This is a genomic window from Amycolatopsis sp. lyj-109 (genome assembly GCF_046548995.1).
In the GTDB taxonomy this organism is placed as follows: Bacteria; Actinomycetota; Actinomycetes; order Mycobacteriales; family Pseudonocardiaceae; genus Amycolatopsis.
Genome location: NZ_JAJPWR010000017.1, coordinates 205904 through 225269, shown reverse-complemented (window position 1 = coordinate 225269; position 19366 = coordinate 205904). Strand labels below are relative to the sequence as shown.

19 protein-coding genes are annotated in these 19366 nt (G+C 71.3%); 15 read left to right on the top strand and 4 right to left on the bottom strand.

Annotated features, from left to right (window positions below; genetic code table 11):
* Window positions 1–74 precede the first annotated feature (74 nt).
* The 4 genes from ACLJQF_RS33510 to ACLJQF_RS33495 are packed head-to-tail and all read left to right on the top strand — an operon-like array spanning window position 75 to window position 2602.
* Entirely contained in the window at window positions 75–584 is a 510-nt protein-coding gene (locus ACLJQF_RS33510; RefSeq protein WP_410614347.1) for a PadR family transcriptional regulator, read from the top strand.
* Window positions 581–1795 carry a cytochrome P450 gene (locus tag ACLJQF_RS33505; RefSeq protein ID WP_410614346.1) on the top strand — a complete coding sequence of 405 codons (1215 nt, stop codon included), beginning with the start codon at window positions 581–583 and terminating at the stop codon, window positions 1793–1795. The genes ACLJQF_RS33510 and ACLJQF_RS33505 overlap by 4 nt, the downstream gene beginning before the upstream one ends.
* Window positions 1796–1799: 4 nt before the next feature.
* Window positions 1800–1997, top strand: a complete 198-nt coding sequence (locus tag ACLJQF_RS33500) for a ferredoxin (RefSeq protein ID WP_410614345.1) — start codon at window positions 1800–1802, stop codon at window positions 1995–1997.
* Between the two features lie 41 nt (window positions 1998–2038).
* Complete coding sequence (locus tag ACLJQF_RS33495) at window positions 2039–2602, top strand: TetR family transcriptional regulator (RefSeq protein ID WP_410614344.1); 564 nt, start codon at window positions 2039–2041, stop codon at window positions 2600–2602.
* Window positions 2603–2682: 80 nt separating this feature from the next.
* On the opposite strand, the gene ACLJQF_RS33490 is transcribed toward ACLJQF_RS33495, so the two are convergent.
* On the bottom strand, window positions 2683–5418 hold the full coding sequence (locus tag ACLJQF_RS33490; protein WP_410614343.1) for an FAD-binding and (Fe-S)-binding domain-containing protein: 2736 nt from the start codon (window positions 5416–5418) through the stop codon (window positions 2683–2685).
* 84 nt (window positions 5419–5502) lie between these two features.
* Between ACLJQF_RS33490 and ACLJQF_RS33485 the strand changes: the two genes are divergently transcribed.
* From ACLJQF_RS33485 to ACLJQF_RS33450, 8 genes are all read left to right on the top strand, one after another.
* Complete coding sequence (locus ACLJQF_RS33485; protein WP_410614342.1) at window positions 5503–6642, top strand: GAF domain-containing protein; 1140 nt, start codon at window positions 5503–5505, stop codon at window positions 6640–6642.
* Window positions 6639–7262 (top strand): response regulator, encoded by a 624-nt coding sequence (locus ACLJQF_RS33480; RefSeq protein ID WP_410614341.1) that lies wholly within the window; start codon window positions 6639–6641, stop codon window positions 7260–7262. The genes ACLJQF_RS33485 and ACLJQF_RS33480 overlap by 4 nt, the downstream gene beginning before the upstream one ends.
* 13 nt (window positions 7263–7275) lie before the next feature.
* Window positions 7276–8097, top strand: coding sequence for a PHP domain-containing protein (locus ACLJQF_RS33475; RefSeq protein WP_410614340.1), 822 nt, complete (start codon window positions 7276–7278; stop codon window positions 8095–8097).
* 118 nt (window positions 8098–8215) lie between these two features.
* Window positions 8216–9025, top strand: a complete 810-nt coding sequence (locus tag ACLJQF_RS33470) for an ABC transporter ATP-binding protein (protein WP_410614339.1) — start codon at window positions 8216–8218, stop codon at window positions 9023–9025.
* Window positions 9022–9795, top strand: a complete 774-nt coding sequence (locus tag ACLJQF_RS33465) for an ABC transporter ATP-binding protein (protein WP_410614338.1) — start codon at window positions 9022–9024, stop codon at window positions 9793–9795. Before ACLJQF_RS33470 ends, ACLJQF_RS33465 begins: the two co-directional genes overlap by 4 nt.
* Window positions 9792–10670 (top strand): branched-chain amino acid ABC transporter permease, encoded by an 879-nt coding sequence (locus tag ACLJQF_RS33460; RefSeq protein ID WP_410614337.1) that lies wholly within the window; start codon window positions 9792–9794, stop codon window positions 10668–10670. Before ACLJQF_RS33465 ends, ACLJQF_RS33460 begins: the two co-directional genes overlap by 4 nt.
* Window positions 10663–11820 carry a branched-chain amino acid ABC transporter permease gene (locus tag ACLJQF_RS33455; RefSeq protein WP_410614336.1) on the top strand — a complete coding sequence of 386 codons (1158 nt, stop codon included), beginning with the start codon at window positions 10663–10665 and terminating at the stop codon, window positions 11818–11820. The genes ACLJQF_RS33460 and ACLJQF_RS33455 overlap by 8 nt, the downstream gene beginning before the upstream one ends.
* Window positions 11817–13067, top strand: a complete 1251-nt coding sequence (locus tag ACLJQF_RS33450) for an ABC transporter substrate-binding protein (protein ID WP_410614335.1) — start codon at window positions 11817–11819, stop codon at window positions 13065–13067. Before ACLJQF_RS33455 ends, ACLJQF_RS33450 begins: the two co-directional genes overlap by 4 nt.
* Here the strand turns inward: ACLJQF_RS33450 and ACLJQF_RS33445 are convergent.
* Window positions 13009–14070: a Glu/Leu/Phe/Val dehydrogenase dimerization domain-containing protein gene (locus ACLJQF_RS33445; protein WP_410614334.1), complete on the bottom strand. Its 1062-nt coding sequence runs from the start codon at window positions 14068–14070 to the stop codon at window positions 13009–13011. The two genes, ACLJQF_RS33450 and ACLJQF_RS33445, sit on opposite strands and share 59 nt — an antisense overlap.
* Before the next feature lie 80 nt (window positions 14071–14150).
* On the opposite strand from ACLJQF_RS33445, the gene ACLJQF_RS33440 reads away from it, so the two are divergent.
* The 3 genes from ACLJQF_RS33440 (at window position 14151) to ACLJQF_RS33430 (ending at window position 15632) form a co-directional block, all read left to right on the top strand.
* Entirely contained in the window at window positions 14151–14612 is a 462-nt protein-coding gene (locus ACLJQF_RS33440; RefSeq protein ID WP_410614366.1) for an Lrp/AsnC family transcriptional regulator, read from the top strand.
* Between the two features lie 122 nt (window positions 14613–14734).
* Window positions 14735–14992 (top strand): hypothetical protein, encoded by a 258-nt coding sequence (locus ACLJQF_RS33435; RefSeq protein WP_410614333.1) that lies wholly within the window; start codon window positions 14735–14737, stop codon window positions 14990–14992.
* Between the two features lie 40 nt (window positions 14993–15032).
* The gene (locus ACLJQF_RS33430) at window positions 15033–15632 is read left to right on the top strand and encodes a GNAT family N-acetyltransferase (protein ID WP_410614332.1); all 600 of its coding nucleotides are present in this window, start codon (window positions 15033–15035) and stop codon (window positions 15630–15632) included.
* Here the strand turns inward: ACLJQF_RS33430 and ACLJQF_RS33425 are convergent.
* Both ACLJQF_RS33425 and ACLJQF_RS33420 read right to left on the bottom strand, forming a co-directional pair.
* Complete coding sequence (locus tag ACLJQF_RS33425; protein ID WP_410614331.1) at window positions 15623–18325, bottom strand: GH92 family glycosyl hydrolase; 2703 nt, start codon at window positions 18323–18325, stop codon at window positions 15623–15625. The genes ACLJQF_RS33430 and ACLJQF_RS33425 overlap by 10 nt on opposite strands.
* 354 nt (window positions 18326–18679) lie before the next feature.
* Entirely contained in the window at window positions 18680–19309 is a 630-nt protein-coding gene (locus ACLJQF_RS33420; protein ID WP_410614330.1) for a YigZ family protein, read from the bottom strand.
* Window positions 19310–19366: the final 57 nt, after the last annotated feature.

Genomic DNA, 19366 nt, shown 5'->3' with positions numbered 1-19366 from the left:
CGCTACACAGTTTCTCTCCACCTGTCACGATCCGCCATTGCCCAGTCACCGAAGTCTAGGTTACGGTGACCTAGGTGTGGATCGAAATCCTGCTGCTGTCGAAGCTGGCCGTCGAGCCGATGCACGGCTACGAACTCCGCAAGGCGGTGGAGGCATCGACGGGCCACACCTTGTCCAACAACTCGCTCTACCCGACCCTGCGGCGCTTCGTCGACGCGGGCGCGGTGAGCCGCAGCGCCGAGGAGCAGGAGGCCAAACCGCCGCGGCACGTCTACACGATCACCGAGGTCGGGCGGGAGCTGCTGCACGACATGCTCGCGGACTTCCCGGGCGAGCTGGCCCTCAACGAGCCGGAGTTCCTGGCCCGCGTCGGGAACTTCGCCTGGCTACAACCGGAAGAACGAGCACGCGTCCTCGAAGTCCGCAAGAACGCGCTGCTCGCCGAGCGAGGCCGGCTCACCGGGCTCGCCGCCGGGCAGGCCGATCCGTGGAGCCGCGCCGCCCTGCGCCACGTGCTCGGGAAGTTCGACGCCGAACTCCGCTGGCTCGCCGGCCTCACCACCGATCCGAGGGAAAACGCATGACCACCACCGAAGAGACGCCCCGCCTCCCCTTCACCCGCGCGGACGCGCTCGCCATCGCCCCGGATTACGCGGCCCTCCGCCGGGAGGCGCCGGTGACCCGGGTGCTCACCCCGGCCGGCGATCCGGCCTGGCTGGTGACGTCGTACGAGGAGGCCAAGGAGGTCTTCCGCGACCGCCGCTTCGGCCGCTCGCACCCGGCGCCGGAACAAGCGTCGCGGATCTCCTACGCCGCGCTGCAGGACGGCCCGAGCGGTGACTTCGAAACCGAGGAGCGCGAGCACAAGCGGATGCGCCGGATGCTGGCGCCCGCGTTCTCCGCGCCGCGCATGCGCGCCCTCGGCGACCGCATCGCGGAGCTGACCGACCGCTGCCTCGACGAGCTGCAGGCCGCACGCGACGCGAATCCCGGCGAGCCGGTCGACCTCACCGACTTCCTCGCGTTCCCCCTGCCGGTGCTGGTGATCTGCGAACTGCTCGGCGTGCCCTACGCCGACCGGGAACACTTCCGCGGGCTGTCCGAGCGGATCGCGGTGATGGACGGCGGTGAGGACGCCCAGGCGGCGATGACGGAGTTCAAGGCCTACATGACCGCACTGGCCGACGCCAAGCGCACGGACCCGCAGCCCGACGTCATCTCCGACATGGTCGCGGTGCAGGCGGACGACCCGACCTTCAGCGACGACGACCTCGCCCGGATGGCGACGGGCCTGCTGTTCGCCGGCCACGAGACGACGTCGACGCGCATTGCGATGGGCACGCTGTTCCTGCTCACCGACACCGCCCGCCGCGACCGCTTCGCCGCCGACCCGGAGGGCGAGGTGAACCAGACCGTCGAGGAGATCCTGCGGCTGACCGCCACCAGCGGCACCGGCCTCCTGCGGTACGCGCACGCGGACGTCGAGATCGCCGGGACGCGGATCATGCGCGGCGACGCCGTGCTGATCTCCAGCGACGCGGCCAACCGGGACGCCTCGGTGTTCGCCGACCCGGACGGGTTCGACCCGGACCGGACGCCGAACGTGCACCTCGCCTTCGGCACCGGCGCGCACGTCTGCATCGGCGCGAACCTCGCCCGGACCGAGTTGCGGACGGTGTTCCCCAAGCTGTTCCGCCGCTTCCCCGGCCTGCGGCTCGCCGTCGGGCTCGACGAGATCCCGGTGCGCACCAACCGCGTGGCCGGCGGCGTCGAGCGCGTTCCGGTGGAGTGGTGACCCGATGAAGATCACCGTCGACACGGGAAGCTGCGTCTCGTCCGGCCAGTGCGTGCTGCTGGCGCCGGAGACGTTCGACCAGAACGAGGACGACGGCACGGTCGTCCTGCTCACCGCCGAGCCGCCCGCCGAGCAAGAGGACGCGGTCCGGCAGGCGGAACTGACCTGTCCGGCCGCCGCGATCCGCCTGTCCGGCGGGTAAGCCGCCGCGCTCCGGCCCGGGCAGGCGGTTAACCTTCACCGGTGACCGAACAGCCGGGCCGGAAGCGGGACGCGGCCGCGACGCGCCAGGCGTTGCTCGACGCCGGCGCGAAGCTGTTCGCCGAGCGCGGGTTCGACCGGACGACCGTGCGGGACATCGCCGACCTGGCCGGGGTCAACCAGGCGCTGCTCTTCCGGTACTTCGGCAGCAAGGAAGCGCTGTTCGAAGAGGTCATCGCCCGCAGCGGGCGCGAGCACCTCGAAGCCCACCCGCCGGAGCAGCTGCTCAGCGCGTCGCTGCGCAGCTTGCTCGCGCCGGGAGGCGACCGGAACCGGACGCTGGAGACGTACCTGCGCTCCTCGGGCAGCGGCGACGTCGGGGCCGTGCTTCGCGAGGAAGTCGGCCAGGAGTACGCCCGGATCCTGGCCACACTGACCGACGCCCCGGACGCCGAGCTGCGCGCCGACCTCGCGCTGGCCTGGCTGATGGGCATCGGGGTGGTCCGTGAACTCACCGGCAAGCAGCCCCTGGCCGGTGCCGACCCCGACGACATCGTCCGGCTCGTCCTCACCGCCGTCCGGACGCTGCTGGAGCGCGCCGAGTAGCAAGGTCTGCCGCGGCCGGTCGTGAGTGGTAATTAGGGTTAGAACCCTAATTACCACTCACGACAGCTGCGGCAGACCTGTCAAGGCAAGGCGCGGCGCAGCAGTTCCGCGAGGTGCACCGGCTGTCGCCCGGACTCCTGGGCGATCTGCGTCCGGCAGCTGAAGCCGTCCGACACCACCAGCGTCTCCGGGGCGGCCGCGCGGATCGCGGGCAGCATCCGGTCCTCGGCCACCGCCTTCGAGACGTCGTAGTGGCCGCGCTCGAAGCCGAAGTTGCCCGCCAGGCCGCAACATCCGGAGTCGAGCGTCGTGTTGCGGACGCCCGCGGCCGCCAGCGCGGCCTCGTCGGCGCCGAAGCCCAGCACCGCGTGCTGGTGGCAGTGCACCTGCGTGATCGCGTCGACGTCGAGGGCGGCGAACGGGATCGGCGCCCGCTCCAGCAGCTCGGCGAACGTGAACGTCCGGGAAGCCAGCAGCGAAGCACGCTCGTCGCCCGGCATCAGCGCGGGCAGGTCGCCGCGGAACAGCGCCGTGCAGCTCGGTTCCAGGCCCGCGACCTCGTAGCCGTCCTCCAGATACGGGGCCAGCACGGAAAGCGTCCGGTCCAGGACGCGACGCGCCACGCCGAGCTGGCCCGTCGACACCCACGTCAGTCCACAACAGACTCCGCGGTCCGGCAGCACGACGTCGTAACCCGCCGCGGAGAGCACCTCATGGGCCGCGTCGAGCACCGAAGGCGTCAGGTAGTTGTTGAACGAGTCCGGCCACAGCACCACCCGGCGCTCCCCCGAGGCCTTCCGCCGAAGGTCCGCGCGCGATGAAGTGAACGGGGAAGAAGCAAACGACGGCAGGTCACGTTCCGGCGCGATCCCGCCGAGCCGTTTCACCAAGCCCGCCACCCGAGACCGGCCCATCAGATTGGCCAGGCGGGGAGCGAAAGCGCTGAGCCGCAACCACAGCGGCAGCCAGCCCATCGAGTAGTGCGACGCCGGACGCAGCCGCCGCCGGTAGTGCTGGTGCAGGAACTCGGCCTTGTACGTCGCCATGTCGACGTCGACCGGGCAGTCCGACAGGCACCCCTTGCAGGACAGGCACAGATCGAGGGCGTCGCGGACCTCGGTGGAGCGCCAGCCATCGGTGACGACCTCGCCGTTGATCATCTCCGCCAGCAGGTGCGCGCGCCCGCGCGTCGAATGCCGTTCCTCGCGGGTGGCCCGGTAGCTCGGGCACATCACGCCGCCGCCGCTGGTGTTGCGGCACTTCCCGACCCCGACGCAGCGCCGCATCGCCTGGCCGAAATTCCCGCGGTCCTCCGGGTATCCGAGGAAGACACTGTCCTCAACGGACTTCGACGTCGACCGCACGCGCAGGTCCGCGTCGACCGGCCGCGGCGCGACCAGGATGCCGGGGTTCATCCGGCCCGCCGGGTCGAAGATCGCCTTGAACCGCGCGAAGACGTCCAGCATCTCCGGGCTGTACATGCGGGACAGCAGCTCGGAGCGCGCCTGGCCGTCGCCGTGCTCGCCGGACAATGAACCGCCGTGCGCGGCGACGAGGTCCGCGGCCTCCTCCAGGAACCGCCGGAAGTCCGCCACGCCGGACGTGGACAGCAGATCGAAGTCCAGCCGCAGGTGCAGGCAGCCTTCGCCGTAGTGGCCGTAGACGACGCTGCGGCGCCCGTGCGCGCGCATGAGCTCCTTGAACTCGCGCAGGTACGCGCCGAGCCGCTCGGGCGGGACGGCGGCGTCCTCCCAGCCCGGCCAGGCTTCCGAGCCGTCCGCGAGCCGGGTCGCGAGCCCGGCGCCCTCCTCGCGGATGCGCCACAGTCCGCGTTGCGCGGCCGGGTCGTCGACGATCGCGAAGCCGGTGAGCTCCAGCGACGCCGCCAGCGCCCGGGCCCGCGAGGCCGGGTCGTCGCCGGCCAGCTCGACGAACAGCCACGCGCCGCCCGGCGGCAGGTCACCGGCTCGCCCGGGGAGCATCGCGACCAGCTCGGCGTCCACGCCTTCGACGGTCAGCGGCGACCACGGCAGGATCGACGGCACCGCGTCGGCCGCGGCGATGTCGGACGGGAAGCCCAGCACGGCGAGCACCTTGCGGTCCGGGAGCCGGGCGAGCGAAACCGTCGCCTCCAGGATCGTCACGCAGGTGCCCTCCGACCCGACCAGCGCCTTGGCGACGTCGAAGCCGTTCTCCGGCAACAGGTGTTCGAGCCCGTAGCCCGACACGCGACGCGGCCACGTCGAGAGTTCCTTGCGCAGCACCGAAAGGTTGTCCCGCACCAGCGCGCGCAGCTCGTCGAAGATCCGGCCTTCGGCGGGCTCGTCCGGCCCCACCCGCAGCCGGGTGCCGTCGTAGAGCAGGACCTCCAGCGAGCGGACGACGTCGACCGTGCGCCCCCACGCCACCGAGTGCGAGCCGCACGCGTTGTTGCCGATCATCCCACCGATCGTGCAGCGGCTGTGCGTCGACGGGTCCGGCCCGAACCGCAGCCCGTGCGGGGCCGCGACCGCCTGCAGGTCGTCCAGCACCGTGCCGGGCAGCACCCGCGCGAGCCGGGCGTCCGGATCCAGCGAGAGCACCCCGCCGAGGTGGCGCGAGGTGTCGATGACCAGCCCCGGGCCGCACGCGTTCCCGGCGACGCTCGTGCCACCGCCCCGGGCGATCACCGGCAGATCACGATCGCGCGCGGAAGCGACCGCCGCGACGACGTCGTCGACGGTCCGCGGCAGCACCACGCCGCGCGGCACGTGGCGGTAGTTGGACGCGTCGGTCGTGTACAGCGCGAGCGTGGCGGCGTCGGTGAGGATCTCCACACCCCCATTCAAGCCGCCCGGACGCCGCCGTACCTCTCCAGCCGGGTATGTCCGGAACCACACCCGGTGTGCCATCGTGATCGAGTGACGGCAAAGGAGCACGTTGCCGAGTACAGCGCGGTGCTGGGCGAGCTGCTGCGCGAGCGCGAAAAGCTGCTCGGCACGCTCGACCGGGTCGCCGCGCTGCACGGAACCGCGCGCCTGATCCGGGAGACGGTCGGCGCGAAGGCCGCGTTCGTCGGCGAGCTGACCGAGCCGGGCCTGGCCGTGATCCGCTGGATGTCCGGCAACCGCACCGACGCGCTGCAGGACCTCGAAGTGCCCGCCGGCCAGGGCATCGGCGGGCGGGTGCTGGCGCTGGGCCGGCCGGTGCGGGTCACCGACTACGTCAGCTCGCCGGCGATCACCCACCAGTTCGACGCCCAGGTCCGCGGCGAGGGCCTGGCCGCGATGATCGCCCTCCCGATCGTCGCGCGTGGCGAGACCGTCGCCATCGCCTACGCCGCCATGCGCGAGCCCGCCGACTTCGGCGACGACGCCGTCCGGCGGATGGAGGAGGTCGCCTGCCAGGCCGGTGCGGCGCTGCACCTGGCGAAGGTGGCCGAGACCGACCGCACGGCCGCGGTGGCCGGCGAGCGCCTGCGGATGCAGAGCGCGCTGCACGACTCGGTCGGCGCGCTGCTGTTCTCCATCGGCGTCCAGGTGCGCGACCTGCACGAGGACCTGCACGGTAACCCCGGCCTGGAGGCGCGGCTGCGGCGGCTGGAAGGCGACGTCTCGGCGGCGGCGGGCGCGTTGCGGGAGTCGCTGCTGGCGCTGTCGGAGTGCAGCCCGGAGCGGGCGCTGCCGGTCGAGCTGGCCGAGCACTGCCGCTCGTTCCAGGCGCGCTGCGGCGTCCCGGCCCGGTTCGTGCAGCTCGCGGCGGTGCCGCCGCTGGACGCCGAACGCACCGCGCTGCTGGTGGCCGCGGTCCGCGAGGGCCTGCTCAACGTCGAAAAGCACGCACGGGCGTCCTCGGTGATCGTCAGCCTGCTGCCCAGCGACGACGGCGTCCAGGTGGTCGTCGCGGACGACGGCACGGGCACCGACGCCGTCCCCGGCACGGGCATGGGCCTGCGCACGCTGACCGGGCGTGCCGCGCGGCTCGGCGGCCGGGTCAGCCTGGTCCGGGACGACGACGACGGCTGCACCCTGCGCGCGTGGGTGCCGCTGGTGCGGCCGTGACCCACGCGACCGTCTTCGTCGTCGACGACCACCCGGTGGTCCGCGACGGCGTCACGCTGCTGCTGCGCTCGGACCCGTGCCTGAGCGTGATCGGCTCGGCGGAGTCCGGGCGGCTGGCGATCGAGCGGGTGGCGTCGCTGACCCCCGACCTGATCCTGCTCGACCTGCGGCTGCCGGACATGCTCGCGCCCGAGGTCGTCACCGAGCTGCGGCGGGTGCACCCCGAGGGCAAGATCGTGGTGTTCACCGCCCACGGCGACCACCAGGGCGTGCTGGCCGCGCTGGAGTCGGGCGCGCACGGCTGCCTGCTCAAGGACGCCGCCGGTGCCCAGCTGGTGACCGAGTTGCGCCGGGTGTTGCGCGGCGAGCGCGTCGTCGACCCGCGGATCCTCCCGGACGCCGGGCAGCGCTCGGACGCGCTGGCCCGCAGCGGCCTGACCCGCCGCGAGTACGAGGTGCTGCGGCTGGCCGCCCAGGGCCAGACGAACCCGGAGATCGCGGAGTCGACGGGCCTGGCGCGGAACACGGTGAAGACGTACCTGCAGTCGGCCCTGCACAAGCTGGGCGCGCGCAACCGCGTCGAGGCCATCGGCAAGGCCAGCGAGGCCGGGCTGCTGTGAGATCCTCCCCCGGGTGACGATCGACCTGCACGCGCACAGCACGGCCTCCGACGGGACGACGCCGCCCGCTTCGCTGCCTCAGCTGGCCGCCGAAGCCGGGCTGACGGTGCTCGCCCTCACCGACCACGACACCTTCGCGGGCCTGGCCGCCGCTTCCGCGGCCTCCGCCGAGGTCGAGATCGTCCCCGGCGTCGAGATCTCCTGCCGCCTCGACGACGCCGACGAGGTGCACCTGCTCGGCCTGTTCGTCGACCCGCTGTTCGCGCCGCTGGCCGCCGAGCTGGAGCTGATCCGCACCGACCGCGTCCGGCGCGGAGTGCGGATGGTGCAGCGCTGCCGGGAACTCGGCGCGCCGATCACCCTGGCGCAGGTCGAGGCGATCGCCGCGGGCGCACCGCTGGGCCGGCCGCACATCGCCGCGGCGCTGGCCGCGGTGGGCATCACCGACGCCTTCACGTCCGACTGGATCGCCGATGGCGGCCGCGCCGACGTCCCCAAGCACGTGCTGTCCACTGTGGATGCGATCGCGCTGGTCCGCGCGGCCGGGGGTGTCGCGGTGCTGGCCCATCCGCGTTCGGTCAAGCGGCGCGCTGCAGTCTCCGACACACAGCTGGCCGCGCTCGCTTCAGCCGGGCTCTCCGGGATCGAAGCCGACCACCCGGAGCAGCCACTCCAGGTCCGCGACCGGCTGCGCGAAGTGGCCGCCGACCTGGGATTGCTCGCGACGGGGTCGAGTGACTTCCACGGTGACCGCAAGCCGGTCCGCCTCGGCGAACACACGACTTCCCCCGAGGTCTTCGCGGCTCTCCGGGAGTCCGCCGTGTCCGTTTCGTAGCCGCTTACCTCTCCACGTGGGGGTATCGGATCACTCCCGCTGATCGCAGGATGACCGCCACCGACCGTGACTCACGTCACACGAGCGGAGGAGGCGTCTTGCGCCCTGGAGTGAGTTCGTGCTGACCGTGCGTGGTCTGCGGGTGCGGTACGGCCGGTCGACGGCCGCCCTGCACGGGGTCGACCTCGACGTCTCCGCCGACGGCGTGCTGGCCGTGCTGGGCAGCAACGGGGCCGGGAAGTCCACCCTGCTCCGGGCCGTCTCCGGCACCCTCCGGATGCACCGGGGCTCGATCGACGACGGCGAGATCCGCTACGACGGCCAGGCGCTCGGCCGGCTCGACCCCGCCCGGATCGTGCGGCTCGGCGTCGTCGGCGTGCCCGAGGGGCGGCAGATCTTCGCACGGATGACCGTCGAGGAGAACCTGCGGGCCGGCGGCATCGGGGCCCGGACCACAGCTGAACGCACGGACGCACGCAAGCGGGTCGGCGAGCTGTTCCCGGTGCTCACCGAACGCGCCAAGCAGCGCGCCGGCCTGCTGTCCGGCGGCGAGCAGCAGATGCTGGCCATCGGCCGGGCGCTGATGTCCGCGCCGAAGCTGCTGCTGCTCGACGAGCCGTCGCTGGGGCTCGCGCCGAAGATCGTCGAGCAGATCGGCCGGACCATCCGCGAGATCCACGACCAGGGCACCGCCGTGGTGCTGGTCGAGCAGAACGCCGTGATGGCGCTGAACGTCGCCGACCACGCCGTGGTGCTGGAAGTCGGCCGGGTGGCGCTGGCCGGGACGGCGGCCGAGCTCGCCGCCAGCCAGGACGTCCAGCGGCTCTACCTCGGCGGGCACGCCGAGTCGCAGGAAACCGCCGAGGCCGAGGCGGAGACCGCGCGCAAGAGCCTGGCCGGCCGGAGCCTGTCGAGGTGGGGCGGATGACGCCGCCGGAGCTGCGCGTCGAGGACCTCTCCCTGCGGTTCGGCGGGATCCGCGCCCTCGACGAAGTGAGCTTCACCGTCGCCCCCGGCTCGCTGCACGCGCTGATCGGGCCGAACGGCGCCGGGAAGTCCAGCTGCTTCAACGTGATCAGCGGCCTTTACCGGGCGAACGCCGGCCGCGTGCGGCTCGGGGACACCGACCTCACCGGGCTCGCGCCGCACAAGCTGGCCCGCCTCGGCGTCGGGCGCTCGTTCCAGAACGCCGCGCTGTCGGCCGGCTCGACCGTGCTGGACAACGTCATGCTGGGCCGGCACGCGCTGACCCGCGGCGGGTTCCTCGAGGTCGGGCTGCGGCTGCCGTGGACGGTGCGCGCCGAACGCCGGCACGCCGAGCGCGCCCGCGAGATCTGCGCGTTCCTCGGGCTCGACGCGGTCGTCGACGCACCCGTGGGCGCGCTGCCCTACGGCGTCGTCAAGCGCGTCGACCTCGCCCGCGCGCTGGCCGTCGAACCGGTGCTGCTCCTGCTCGACGAGCCCGCGGCCGGGATGAACGCGGCCGAGACCGCCGAGCTGGCCGGCACGATCAGCGGGATCCGCGCGGAGCTGGGGATCTCGATCCTGCTCGTCGAGCACGACATGGGCCTGGTGATGGGCATCGCCGACCGCGTCACGGTGCTCGATTTCGGCAGGCGCATCGCCGACGGCACCCCGGCGCAGGTCCAGTCCGACCCGGACGTCATCAAGGCCTACCTGGGCACGGAGGCGGCGTGAACACATTTCTGCAGCTCGTGGTGAACGGCCTCGGCAAGGGCGCGGTGTTCGCGTTGCTGGCGCTGGGGTTCGTGGTCATCTTCAAGGCCACCGAGGTGGTCAACTTCGCGCACGGCTCGCTGGTGCTCTTCGGCGGCTACCTCGTCGTGGTGACGAAGGACGCGCTGGGCTGGGCCGGCGCGTCGCTCGTCGGCATCGTCTCGGCCGGGCTGCTCGGCCTGCTGGTGGAGCGGCTGCTGCTGTCGCGCTCCCGGCACGCCGACGCGAACAGCCTGGCCCTGCTCACCATCGGCGTCGACGTCATCGTCACCGAGGAGATCGTGCGCCGCCTCGGCGTCACGCTGCCCTTCCTCGGCGACGCCTGGGACGCGAAGCCGTTCCAGCTGGGCGGGATCACGCTGTTCCGCACGCAACTGGTCGCGCTCGTGGTGGCCGCGGTGCTGATCACGGCGTTCTGGCTGGCCTTCAAGTACTCGAACTGGGGCGTGGCCATGCGGGCCCAGGCGGAGAACCGCGAGGCCGCCGCGCTGATGGGCATCCGCAGCTCCCGCGTCACCGCGACCGCGTGGGTGGTCGCCGGGCTGCTCGCCGGGGTGGCCGTGCTCTTCATCGCGACGCAGGACTTCTCCGGCGCGGGACTTTCGCGCGGGACGCACTCGATCGCGCTGGCCGCGTTCCCCGCGGCGATCCTCGGCGGCCTCGACTCGACGGCGGGTGCGGTGGTCGGCGGCCTGGTCGTCGGGCTCGTGGAAGCGCTGTCGGCCCAGTACGTCTCGTTCGACTTCTCCAAGAGCGCGGTCTTCCTGGTGATGCTGGTGGTCCTGGTGGTGCGGCCTTCGGGGCTGTTCGGCACGAGGGAGCGAACGCGTGTCTGACCAAGCCGTGTCCGAAGTGGACAGCCCGCCCGCCGCCGAGGCGTCCCCGCGGCCGCGCCGGAATCCGGCCAAGCTGGTGCGGACCGCGGCCTGGCTCGCGCTGCTCGTCGTCCTGCTCGCCCTGCCGCTCTACCTCGACGCGGCCTGGCTGAAGGCCGGGCAGTACATGATGATCGGCGGGGTCGGCGCGATCGGGCTGACCCTGGTGGTCGGCCAGGCCGGGCAGCTTTCCCTGGCCCACGCGTTCTTCCTGCTCGCCGGCGGCACCGCCTACAGCGTCCTCGCCGGCCCCACCGGCGACGAGCGCGTGGTCGGCTTCGGCCTCGACCCGGGGCTCTCGCTGCTGGGTGCGGTGGCCGTCGCGGCCCTGCTCGGGCTGGCCTTCGCGCCGGTGGCCGGGCGGCTGCGCGGGATCTACCTCGGCGTCGCGTCACTGGCGCTGGTGTTCCTGGGACTCTACTTCGGACAGTCCGCGGAAGAACTGACCGGTGGGACGTCGACCGGGCGCGCACCGGCCCCGTTCTCCCTGTTCGGGTTCCCGTTCACCAACGACGGTCCGGAAATCACCGCCCTCGGCGTGCCGATCCGGCAGGCCGAGCGGATGTGGTACCTGTTCCTGCTGCTCACCGTGCTCGCGTTCGTCATCGCCCGCGGGGCGGTCCGCGGCCGCGTCGGACGCTCGTGGCGGGCGGTGCGGGACAACGAGGCCGCGGCCGCGGTGATGGGCGTCAGCGTGCTGCGGGCCAAGGCGGGCGCGTTCGCCGTCTCGTCGGCCTACGGCGGGCTGGCCGGCGCGATGACCGTGCTGTGGTTCGACATCCTCAAGCCGGACGAGAGCGAGTACGGCACCTACGGCATCAACGTGTCGATCGCCTACCTGGCGATGGTCATCATCGGCGGCCTCGGCTCGGTCCCCGGCGCGCTGGTCGGCGCGCTGATCGTCAACGGCCTGCCGCAGGTCCTCGCCCTGTACTCGGCCGACCTCGGCTGGTTCTCCGGCACCGGCGACGGCGCGCTGACCCCGATCCTGGTCAGCTCGTTCGTCTACGGCGCCGCGATCATCCTGGTCGTGCTGTTCGAGCCGGGCGGGCTCGCCGCGATCGGCCGCCGGCTCACCCGTTCCCGCCGTCAACCACCGGAGGAATCATGAAACGCACACACCTGGCGGCGGCGCTGGTGGCCGTCCTCGCGCTCTCGGCGTGCAGCACGAAGGCGGGCGACTCGGGCTCGTCGGGGCCGGACAGCTCCGGCGTCAAGACCGGCAAGGGGGTGACGGCGACCGAGGTGACGCTCGGGGTGATGACCGACAAGTCCGGCGTGTTCAAGAACCTCGGCCTGGGCGTCACGCAGGGCAACGAGCTGTGGGCCAAGGACTTCAACGCCGCCGGCGGGGTGTGCGGGCGCCAGGTGAAGCTCGAGGAGGTCGACCACGGCTACAAGGCCGACACGGCGAAGACGCTGTACCCGCAGATCGAGCCGAAGGTGCTCGGGTTCGTGCAGCTGCTGGGTTCGCCGGTGGTGGCCGCGCTGAAGCAGAACCTGGCTTCGGACAAGACCACCGCCGCGCCCGCGTCGTGGTCGTCCGAGCTGCTCGACAACCCGTACGTGATGATCGTCGGCACCACCTACGACCTGGAGATCATCGACGGCCTGTCGTACCTGCAGGAGCAGGGTCAGCTCAAGGACGGCGACCCGATCGGGCACATCTACATCGACGGCGAGTACGGCAAGAACGGCCTGCGCGGCTCGCAGTTCTACGCCAAGAAGCACAACCTGACGCTCAAGGAAGTCAAGATCACCTCGACCGACAGCGACCTGACCAACGTCGTCACCGGCCTCAAGGGCGCCGGGGTCAAGGCGATCGTGCTGACGACCACGCCGACCCAGACCGGCTCGACGGTCGGGGCCAACAAGGCGCTCGGGCTGAACGTGCCGGTGCTGGGCAACAACCCGACGTTCGACCCGGCGCTGCTGAAGAGCCCCGCGGCGAGCGCCCTGGACAAGCTCACGATCGTCGCCAGCAGCGTGCCGTTCTCGGCCGACCTGCCGAAGGCCAAGGACGTCGCGGCGAAGTTCAAGGCCGCCTACAAGGAAACGCCGAACGGCGGTGTCCCCTACGGCTACGCGGTCGGCGAAGTGTGGGGCGCGGTGCTGAAGAAGGCGTGCGACAACAAGGACCTCACCCGCGACGGCATCGCCGCGGCCCTGAAGCAGACGACGTCGGCGAGCACGGACAACCTGGTCGCGGCGCTCGACTTCTCCAAGCCGGGGACGCCGGCGACGCGCCAGGTGTACGCGGCCACCCCGGACGCCTCCGCCGAGGGCGGCGTCAAGTACGTCAAGCCGTTGTTCGAGGCGCCCGAGGCGAAGGAGTACGTGGCCCCGCACCAGAAGTGAGCCGTCGCCGCACCAGCGCGGCCGCCTCGTGCAGCGGGGTGGTCGCGTTGGCCTTCGCGGCGGCGAGGAGGTCCTCGACGGTCCGTCCGATCGTCTCGACGCGGGCGAGCGCGCTTGCGTGGTCCAGCCCCTCGGCCTCGCGCGAAAGTGTGTACAGGATCCCGCCCGCGCTCGCCACGTAGTCCGGGATCCACCGGATGCCGCGGGCGGCGAGGTCGGCCGCGACGGCGTCATCGGTCAGCTGGTTGTTGGCCGGGCCGACGACCAGCGGGGTGTCGAGCCGGGTCACCGTCTCCGGGCTCAGCACGCCGCCGACCGCCGCCGGGATGACGACGTCGGCGGTCAAGGTGAGCGCCTTCTCGGGCTCCACCCAGGTCAGGCCGCCTTTTTCGGCGTCGGCGCGCTTCTCCGGGTCGATGTCCGAGACGACGACCTCGGCGCCCGCGACCCGGAGGCTCGCCGCGAGGTGGGCACCCACCGAGCCGTAGCCGCTGATCACCACCCGGCGTCCGGTCATGTCCGGCGTGCCGACCGCGGCCCGCAGCGCGGCGAGCACGCCGACGGCGGTCGGTCCGCTGGAGGAACCGGTTCCGCCCGCGGATTCGGGCGTGCAGAACGCGTACGGCGAGGCTTCGCGGAGCACCAGCATGTCGGCCGGGCCGGTGCCCACGTCCGGACCGGCCTGGTAGCGACCGCCGAACTCGGCGACCAGGTCGGCGTGGTCGAGCAGGACGGCCCGGCGCTCTTCGGGCGAGAGGACACGACCCGGCTCGGGCGCGATGACGCTCTTGCCGCCACCGAACGCCAGCCCGGCGACGGCGCACTTCGCCGTCATGGCTTCCGACAGGCGCAGGACGTCCCCGATGGCTTCTTCGAGCGTCGCGTAGGGCTTGAAGCGGCAACCGCCGGCGGCGGGGCCGAGCGTGGTCGAATGGATCGCGACCATCGTGGCGATTCCGGATCGACGGCCTCGCCGGACTACGAGCTGCTCATGTGCGGTCATGGGCGCCGAAGTTAGACTGACAGTCGGTGGTCCAGGCCGACCACCGAACGAAATTCGGCGAGACTACGGAGGCCCCGGTGCTGGACGAACTTGATTCGGCGATCGTGCGGTTGTTGCAGGAAGACGCTCGCCAGACCAACCGGGAGATCGCCCGGAAGGTCGGCATCGCGCCCTCGACGTGCCTCGAACGCATCCGGCTGCTGCGCGAACGCGGCGTCATCCGCGGCTACCACGCCGACATCGACCTGGCGAGCCTCAACCGCGGCGTCCGGGCGCTCGTCGCGGCGCAGGTGCGGCCGCTGAGCCGGGCGGTGATCGACGAGTTCCAGCGCTCGATCTCGGAACTGCCCGAAGTGCTTTCGGTGTACGTGACCGCGGGGAGTGACGATTTCCTGATCGAAGTCACGACGCCGGACATCGACACCCTGCACGCTTTCCTCGCCGACCGGCTGGCCCTGCGCCGGGAGATCGTCGGGTTCCGGACGTCGATCGTTTTCCGCCACCTGCGGAAGACGACGCTTGAACCGCTCCCACCGGGGTAACCCTGATGGACGCGACACGCCACCCCTAAGTTTTCCCCTGAAATACCCGGGTTCGCACCCTCAAAGGCGGAAAATGTCGGTGCCAGGCGTTCTAATGAGCACGACGGGAAGGAGGCACCGCCATGTCAACGGAACTGAACCACCGTGAGCGGGCCACATTGAGGGCCGTGGCCGGGGGCCACGCCGAGATCAGCTGCAGCTGCGAGCCCGACCTGTTCATCGACGGCCTGAGCTGCTGCGACCAGTCCACCGTGCACCGCCTCGCGCGGCTCGGCCTGATCGCACCCGCACTCCCCGGCAAGTGCGGCACGCGCGTGGCCGCCGTGCTGACCGAGGCCGGCTCCGCGGCGCTGGGCGAGGTCTTCGCCGTCGCCGCGTAATTGTGTTGCCACCCTCTGGGGTCACTGACAGCATCGTTCGATGCACGTATTCCTCGAAACCGAGCGGCTGATCCTCCGCCGGTTCACCGAGAACGACGCCGACGCGCTCTTCGAGCTCTACGACGACCCGGCCGTCATGAAGTACCTCAATGGGGGACGGCCCGCGGACCGCACCGAGATCGTCACGCTCGATCTTCCCGCGTTCCTCGGTTACTACGAGCGTTTCCCCGGTTACGGGTTCTGGGCGGCGATCGAGAAGAGCACGGGCGATTTTCTGGGGTGGTTCCATTTCCGCCCGGGCCGGAATGATCCACCGGACGAGCCGGAGCTGGGGTATCGCCTGCACCAGGCGGCTTGGGGCAAGGGCTACGGCACCGAAGGCTCGGCGGCACTGATCGCGAAGGGCTTCACCGAACTGGGGGTCCGGCGCGTGACCGCGTCCACCATGGTGGTGAACCAGGGCTCGCGGCGCGTGATGGAAAAGGTGGGGATGAAGCTGCTCCGCACGTACTTCGCCGACTTCCCGGAGCACGAGCAGGCCCCGGGCGACGAGTACGGCGAGGTCGAGTACGGCATCACCCGCGAGGAGTGGCTCGTGAGCGCCGCGTCCGGCGCTCACGAGCCGCCAGGTCAGCGGTAGACCTCGAACTCGTAGATCCGCGCCGCGCCGTTGCCGTCGTTGGCGGGCGTGGTGAGGTTCAGCTTCACGTACCGGGCCGATCGGGTCGTGATCGGACTGTACGTGCGGCCGGCCCGGGAACCCGACACCGAAGCGACCGTCGTCCAGTTCGAGCCGTCGGTCGACGTCTGGATCGTGAACGCGCCGGTGTTCCAGCCGGTGGTCTCCCCGCCGAGGCCGGCGTGCTTGACCACGAACGACGACACGTTCTGCGCCGACCCGAGGTCGACCTGCAGGAACTTCGTCGCGGCGGTGCTGCAGAACTTGCTGTTGTTCGCGAGGCTGCCGTCCACGGCCTTGTCCGCGGTCTCGGCCGAGTTGCAACTGGCCGAGCCGGTGGCCGCCTTGCCTTGCGCCAGGTTCGTGCCGAGGTCCGGTGCGGCGGGCGGCGGCGTGAACCCGTCGTTGTACGACGGCGGGACGTCCGCGGTGCTCGTGCCCCAGGCGCTCGGCGACGCGCCCATCGTGTAGTTCAGCGACGACGCGCCCGCGATGTCGCCGTAGCGGATCCACGACCTGGTCGTCGCGGTCCCGTTGACGCTGAGGTTCTGCACGTACTGCGCGCCCTGGCCCGCGCCGGTACCGGTGATCTGGATCGTGCCGCTCGGACGGATGATCGAGACCGCCGGGAACAGCGGGCCGTGCAGGGCCAGGACGTCCGCACCCGGGGTGGCCGGGTACATCCCGAGCGCGGCGAAGACGTACCACGCCGAGGTGGCGCCGAGGTCGTCGTTGCCGGGCAGGCCGCCCGCGCCGGTGGTGAACGACTCGTTCATCACGCGCCGCACGGCCGAGCTGGTGCCCTGCGGGTGGGCAGCGTAGTTGTACGCCCACGGCACGCCGTGCTCGGGCTCGTTGCCGATGTAGAAGTACGGCTGGGTGAGCCCGCCGTTGAGCTGGGTGAAGTGGTGGTCCAGCCGCTGGACGGCGGTCTGGCGGCCGCCCATCAGGTTGATCAGGCCCTGGTAGTTGTAGGGCACCATCCAGGTGTACTGCGACGGGTTGCCCTCGGTGTAACCGCTGTTGCTCGACGGCACGACCGGCCACGCCCACGTGCCGGTGCTGCCGCGCGGCTGGATGTAGCCCGAGTCGGTGCCGAACACGTTCTGCCACCACTGGGCGCGCTGCATGTAGGTGGTGTACTTCGCGGTGTCGCCGACGGCCTTCGCGAACTGGGCCACCGCGAAGTCGGACGCCGAGTACTCGAGCGAGTCCGACGGGTCTTCGTAGACGTAGTGCCGGCTGAGGTAGCCGCTTTCCCGGCCGCGGATCGCCTGCCCCTGCGTGGTGCCACCGCTCGCGCTCTTGTCCATCAGCGTCAAGGCCGCCGCGGTGTCGAACCCGCGGACACCGAAGGCGTACATGCTGCCGACGATGATCGGCCCGGGGTCGCCGGTCATCACGAAGTGCTCGTTGCTGTTGTGCGACCACTTGGGCAGCAACCCACCCTGCTGGCCGTCCAGGACCATCGACTTCGCGATGTCGCTCGCTTCGTTCGGCGCGACCAGCCCGATCAGCGCGGCCCACGAGCGGTAGATGTCCCAGCCGGAGTAGTTCTGGTAGACGGTGTGGGAGGCGGTGTGGATCGCCTGGTCGAACCCGCGGTACTGGCCGTTCGTGTCGCTGGCGATGTTCGGGTTCTGGAAGACGTGGTACAGCGCCGTGTAGAACTTCTGCAGGTCCGCGGCGGCCCCACCGGTCACCTGGACGCGGTTGAGGACGGTGTTCCAGCTCGTGTCGGCCGCGGCCCGGACCCCGGCGAAGTCGAAACCGGGGTTCTCCGCGGCGAGGTTCGCCTGCGCGTTGGCCTGGCTGACGAACGAAATGCCGACCTTCGCCTGCACGGTGGCGTTGCTCGACGTGTCGAAGGTGACGTACCCGCCGGAGTTCGTGCCGCTGGTGCTCGTGGATCCGGCGGTCACGGTGCCGCCGAGCCAGGTGCCGAACCCGCTGGGCGCGCGGTCGAACTGGATGACGTAGTAGATCTGGTAGGTCTTCGACGAGCCGCAGAACCCGCCGCCGGTCACCGAACCGGTGAGCTGGCTGCCGTTGATGCCGATGGACCCGCTGCGGCTGCCGGTGGCGCTGCGGCCGGTGTTGACGAGCAGCCGCGCGGACGTCGTGTTGGGGTAGGTCAGCTTCATGAAGCCGGACCGCTGGGTGGCCGACAGCTCGACGGTGGTGTTGTAGTTGTCGAGCTTGTTCTTGTAGTAGCCGGGGGCGGCCGACTCGTTCGCCTTGGTGTAGCTGCCCGCGTACCCGGTCCAGCCGGTGCCCGGCGAGGTGCCGATCGCGCCGGTGATCGGCAGCAGGCCGAGGTCTTCGTTGTTGGCGCAGCCGGCGCCGTTGAAGTGGGTGAGGCTGAACTCCTCGATGCTGCTGTCGCCGTAGCGGTACCCGGACGGCGACGCGGTCGGGGTGTCCGGGCTGAACTGCACCATCCCGAACGGCACGACCGCACCCGGATACGTGCTGCCGCCGGCGCCACCGGGCACCGGGTTGGGCGAGTTGCTGTTGTCGGTGCCGATGAAGGGATTCACGTACTGCGTGAGGGCGAGCGTCGCGGCGCCGGCGGCCGGAGCGGCGAGCCCCGCACCGGCGAAGGCGGCGGCGACCACGGCAACGCGCAACCGTCTGGCGAGTGGTCCGGACATGGAACCTTCCCTCCTTGTCGCACGCTTCCGCCGGGCGACAACGTTGTCGGGCAAGCAGAACAGGTGGTGACAACGTTGTCAGCACGCAGCGAACCGCGCCGGCAACGTCCAGGGGATCGAAGTGGTACCGGAACTCGGTGGCACGACATGGTGCCACGAAAGGGTGTGCTCACGGAAGCGCCGAAAGTTCGTTGCGCACCAAGCGAACCCACCCAGCTCGTGTCGTCCCTTCAATCACGCGTGTCGGCTCGGCGATCACGCGTGTCGACCCTCCACGCACGGACCGCCGTGTCCGAAGAGGTCAACACGCGTGATTGAAGGGTCAACTCGCGTGATTGGGGGGTCGACACGATGTCAGGGTGCCGTGATCCAGTGGTCGCCGAGCGGGGTCGTCGTGGCTTCGCCGCCGGTGAGGTCGGCGAGCCAGCCATGGAAAGTTTCGGCCTCGCCCGGGGCGAGGCCGATCTCGAAGCGGGCGCGGTCGTCGAAGCGGGTCGCGTGGAGGAGGTACGGCGACGCGCGCAGATCGTTCTCCAGCCGGCCCGCGCGGTCGTAGCTCACCGCCACCTCGACGAGGCTGAGACGCCGGTGTTCTAGTACACCAACAACTTCCAGAGCGTCCGAAACGGACTGGCCGTACGCGCGGATCAACCCGCCCGCGCCCAGCAGGACTCCGCCGAAGTACCGCGTCACCACCGCGACCGTGTCGGTCAGCTCGCGACGGCGCAGCACTTCCAGCATCGGCGTCCCCGCGGTGCCCGCCGGCTCACCGTCGTCGCTGGAGCGCTGCGTCCGCCCGTCCGGGCCGAGGACGAAGGCGTGACAGTGGTGCCGTGCACCCGGATCCGCGCGGCGGCGAGCCGCGATGAACTCGCGCGCGGCCTCTTCCGACGTCACCGGGGCGAGCGCGCAGAGGAACCGGGAGCGCTTGATCTCGATCTCGTGGCCCCCTTCGCGAGCCACGGAGAGATAACGATCAGTCATCGGACCAGTCCGCCATGCACCCAGCTTCCCACCCCGTCCCCGGGGTGCGACAGCCGC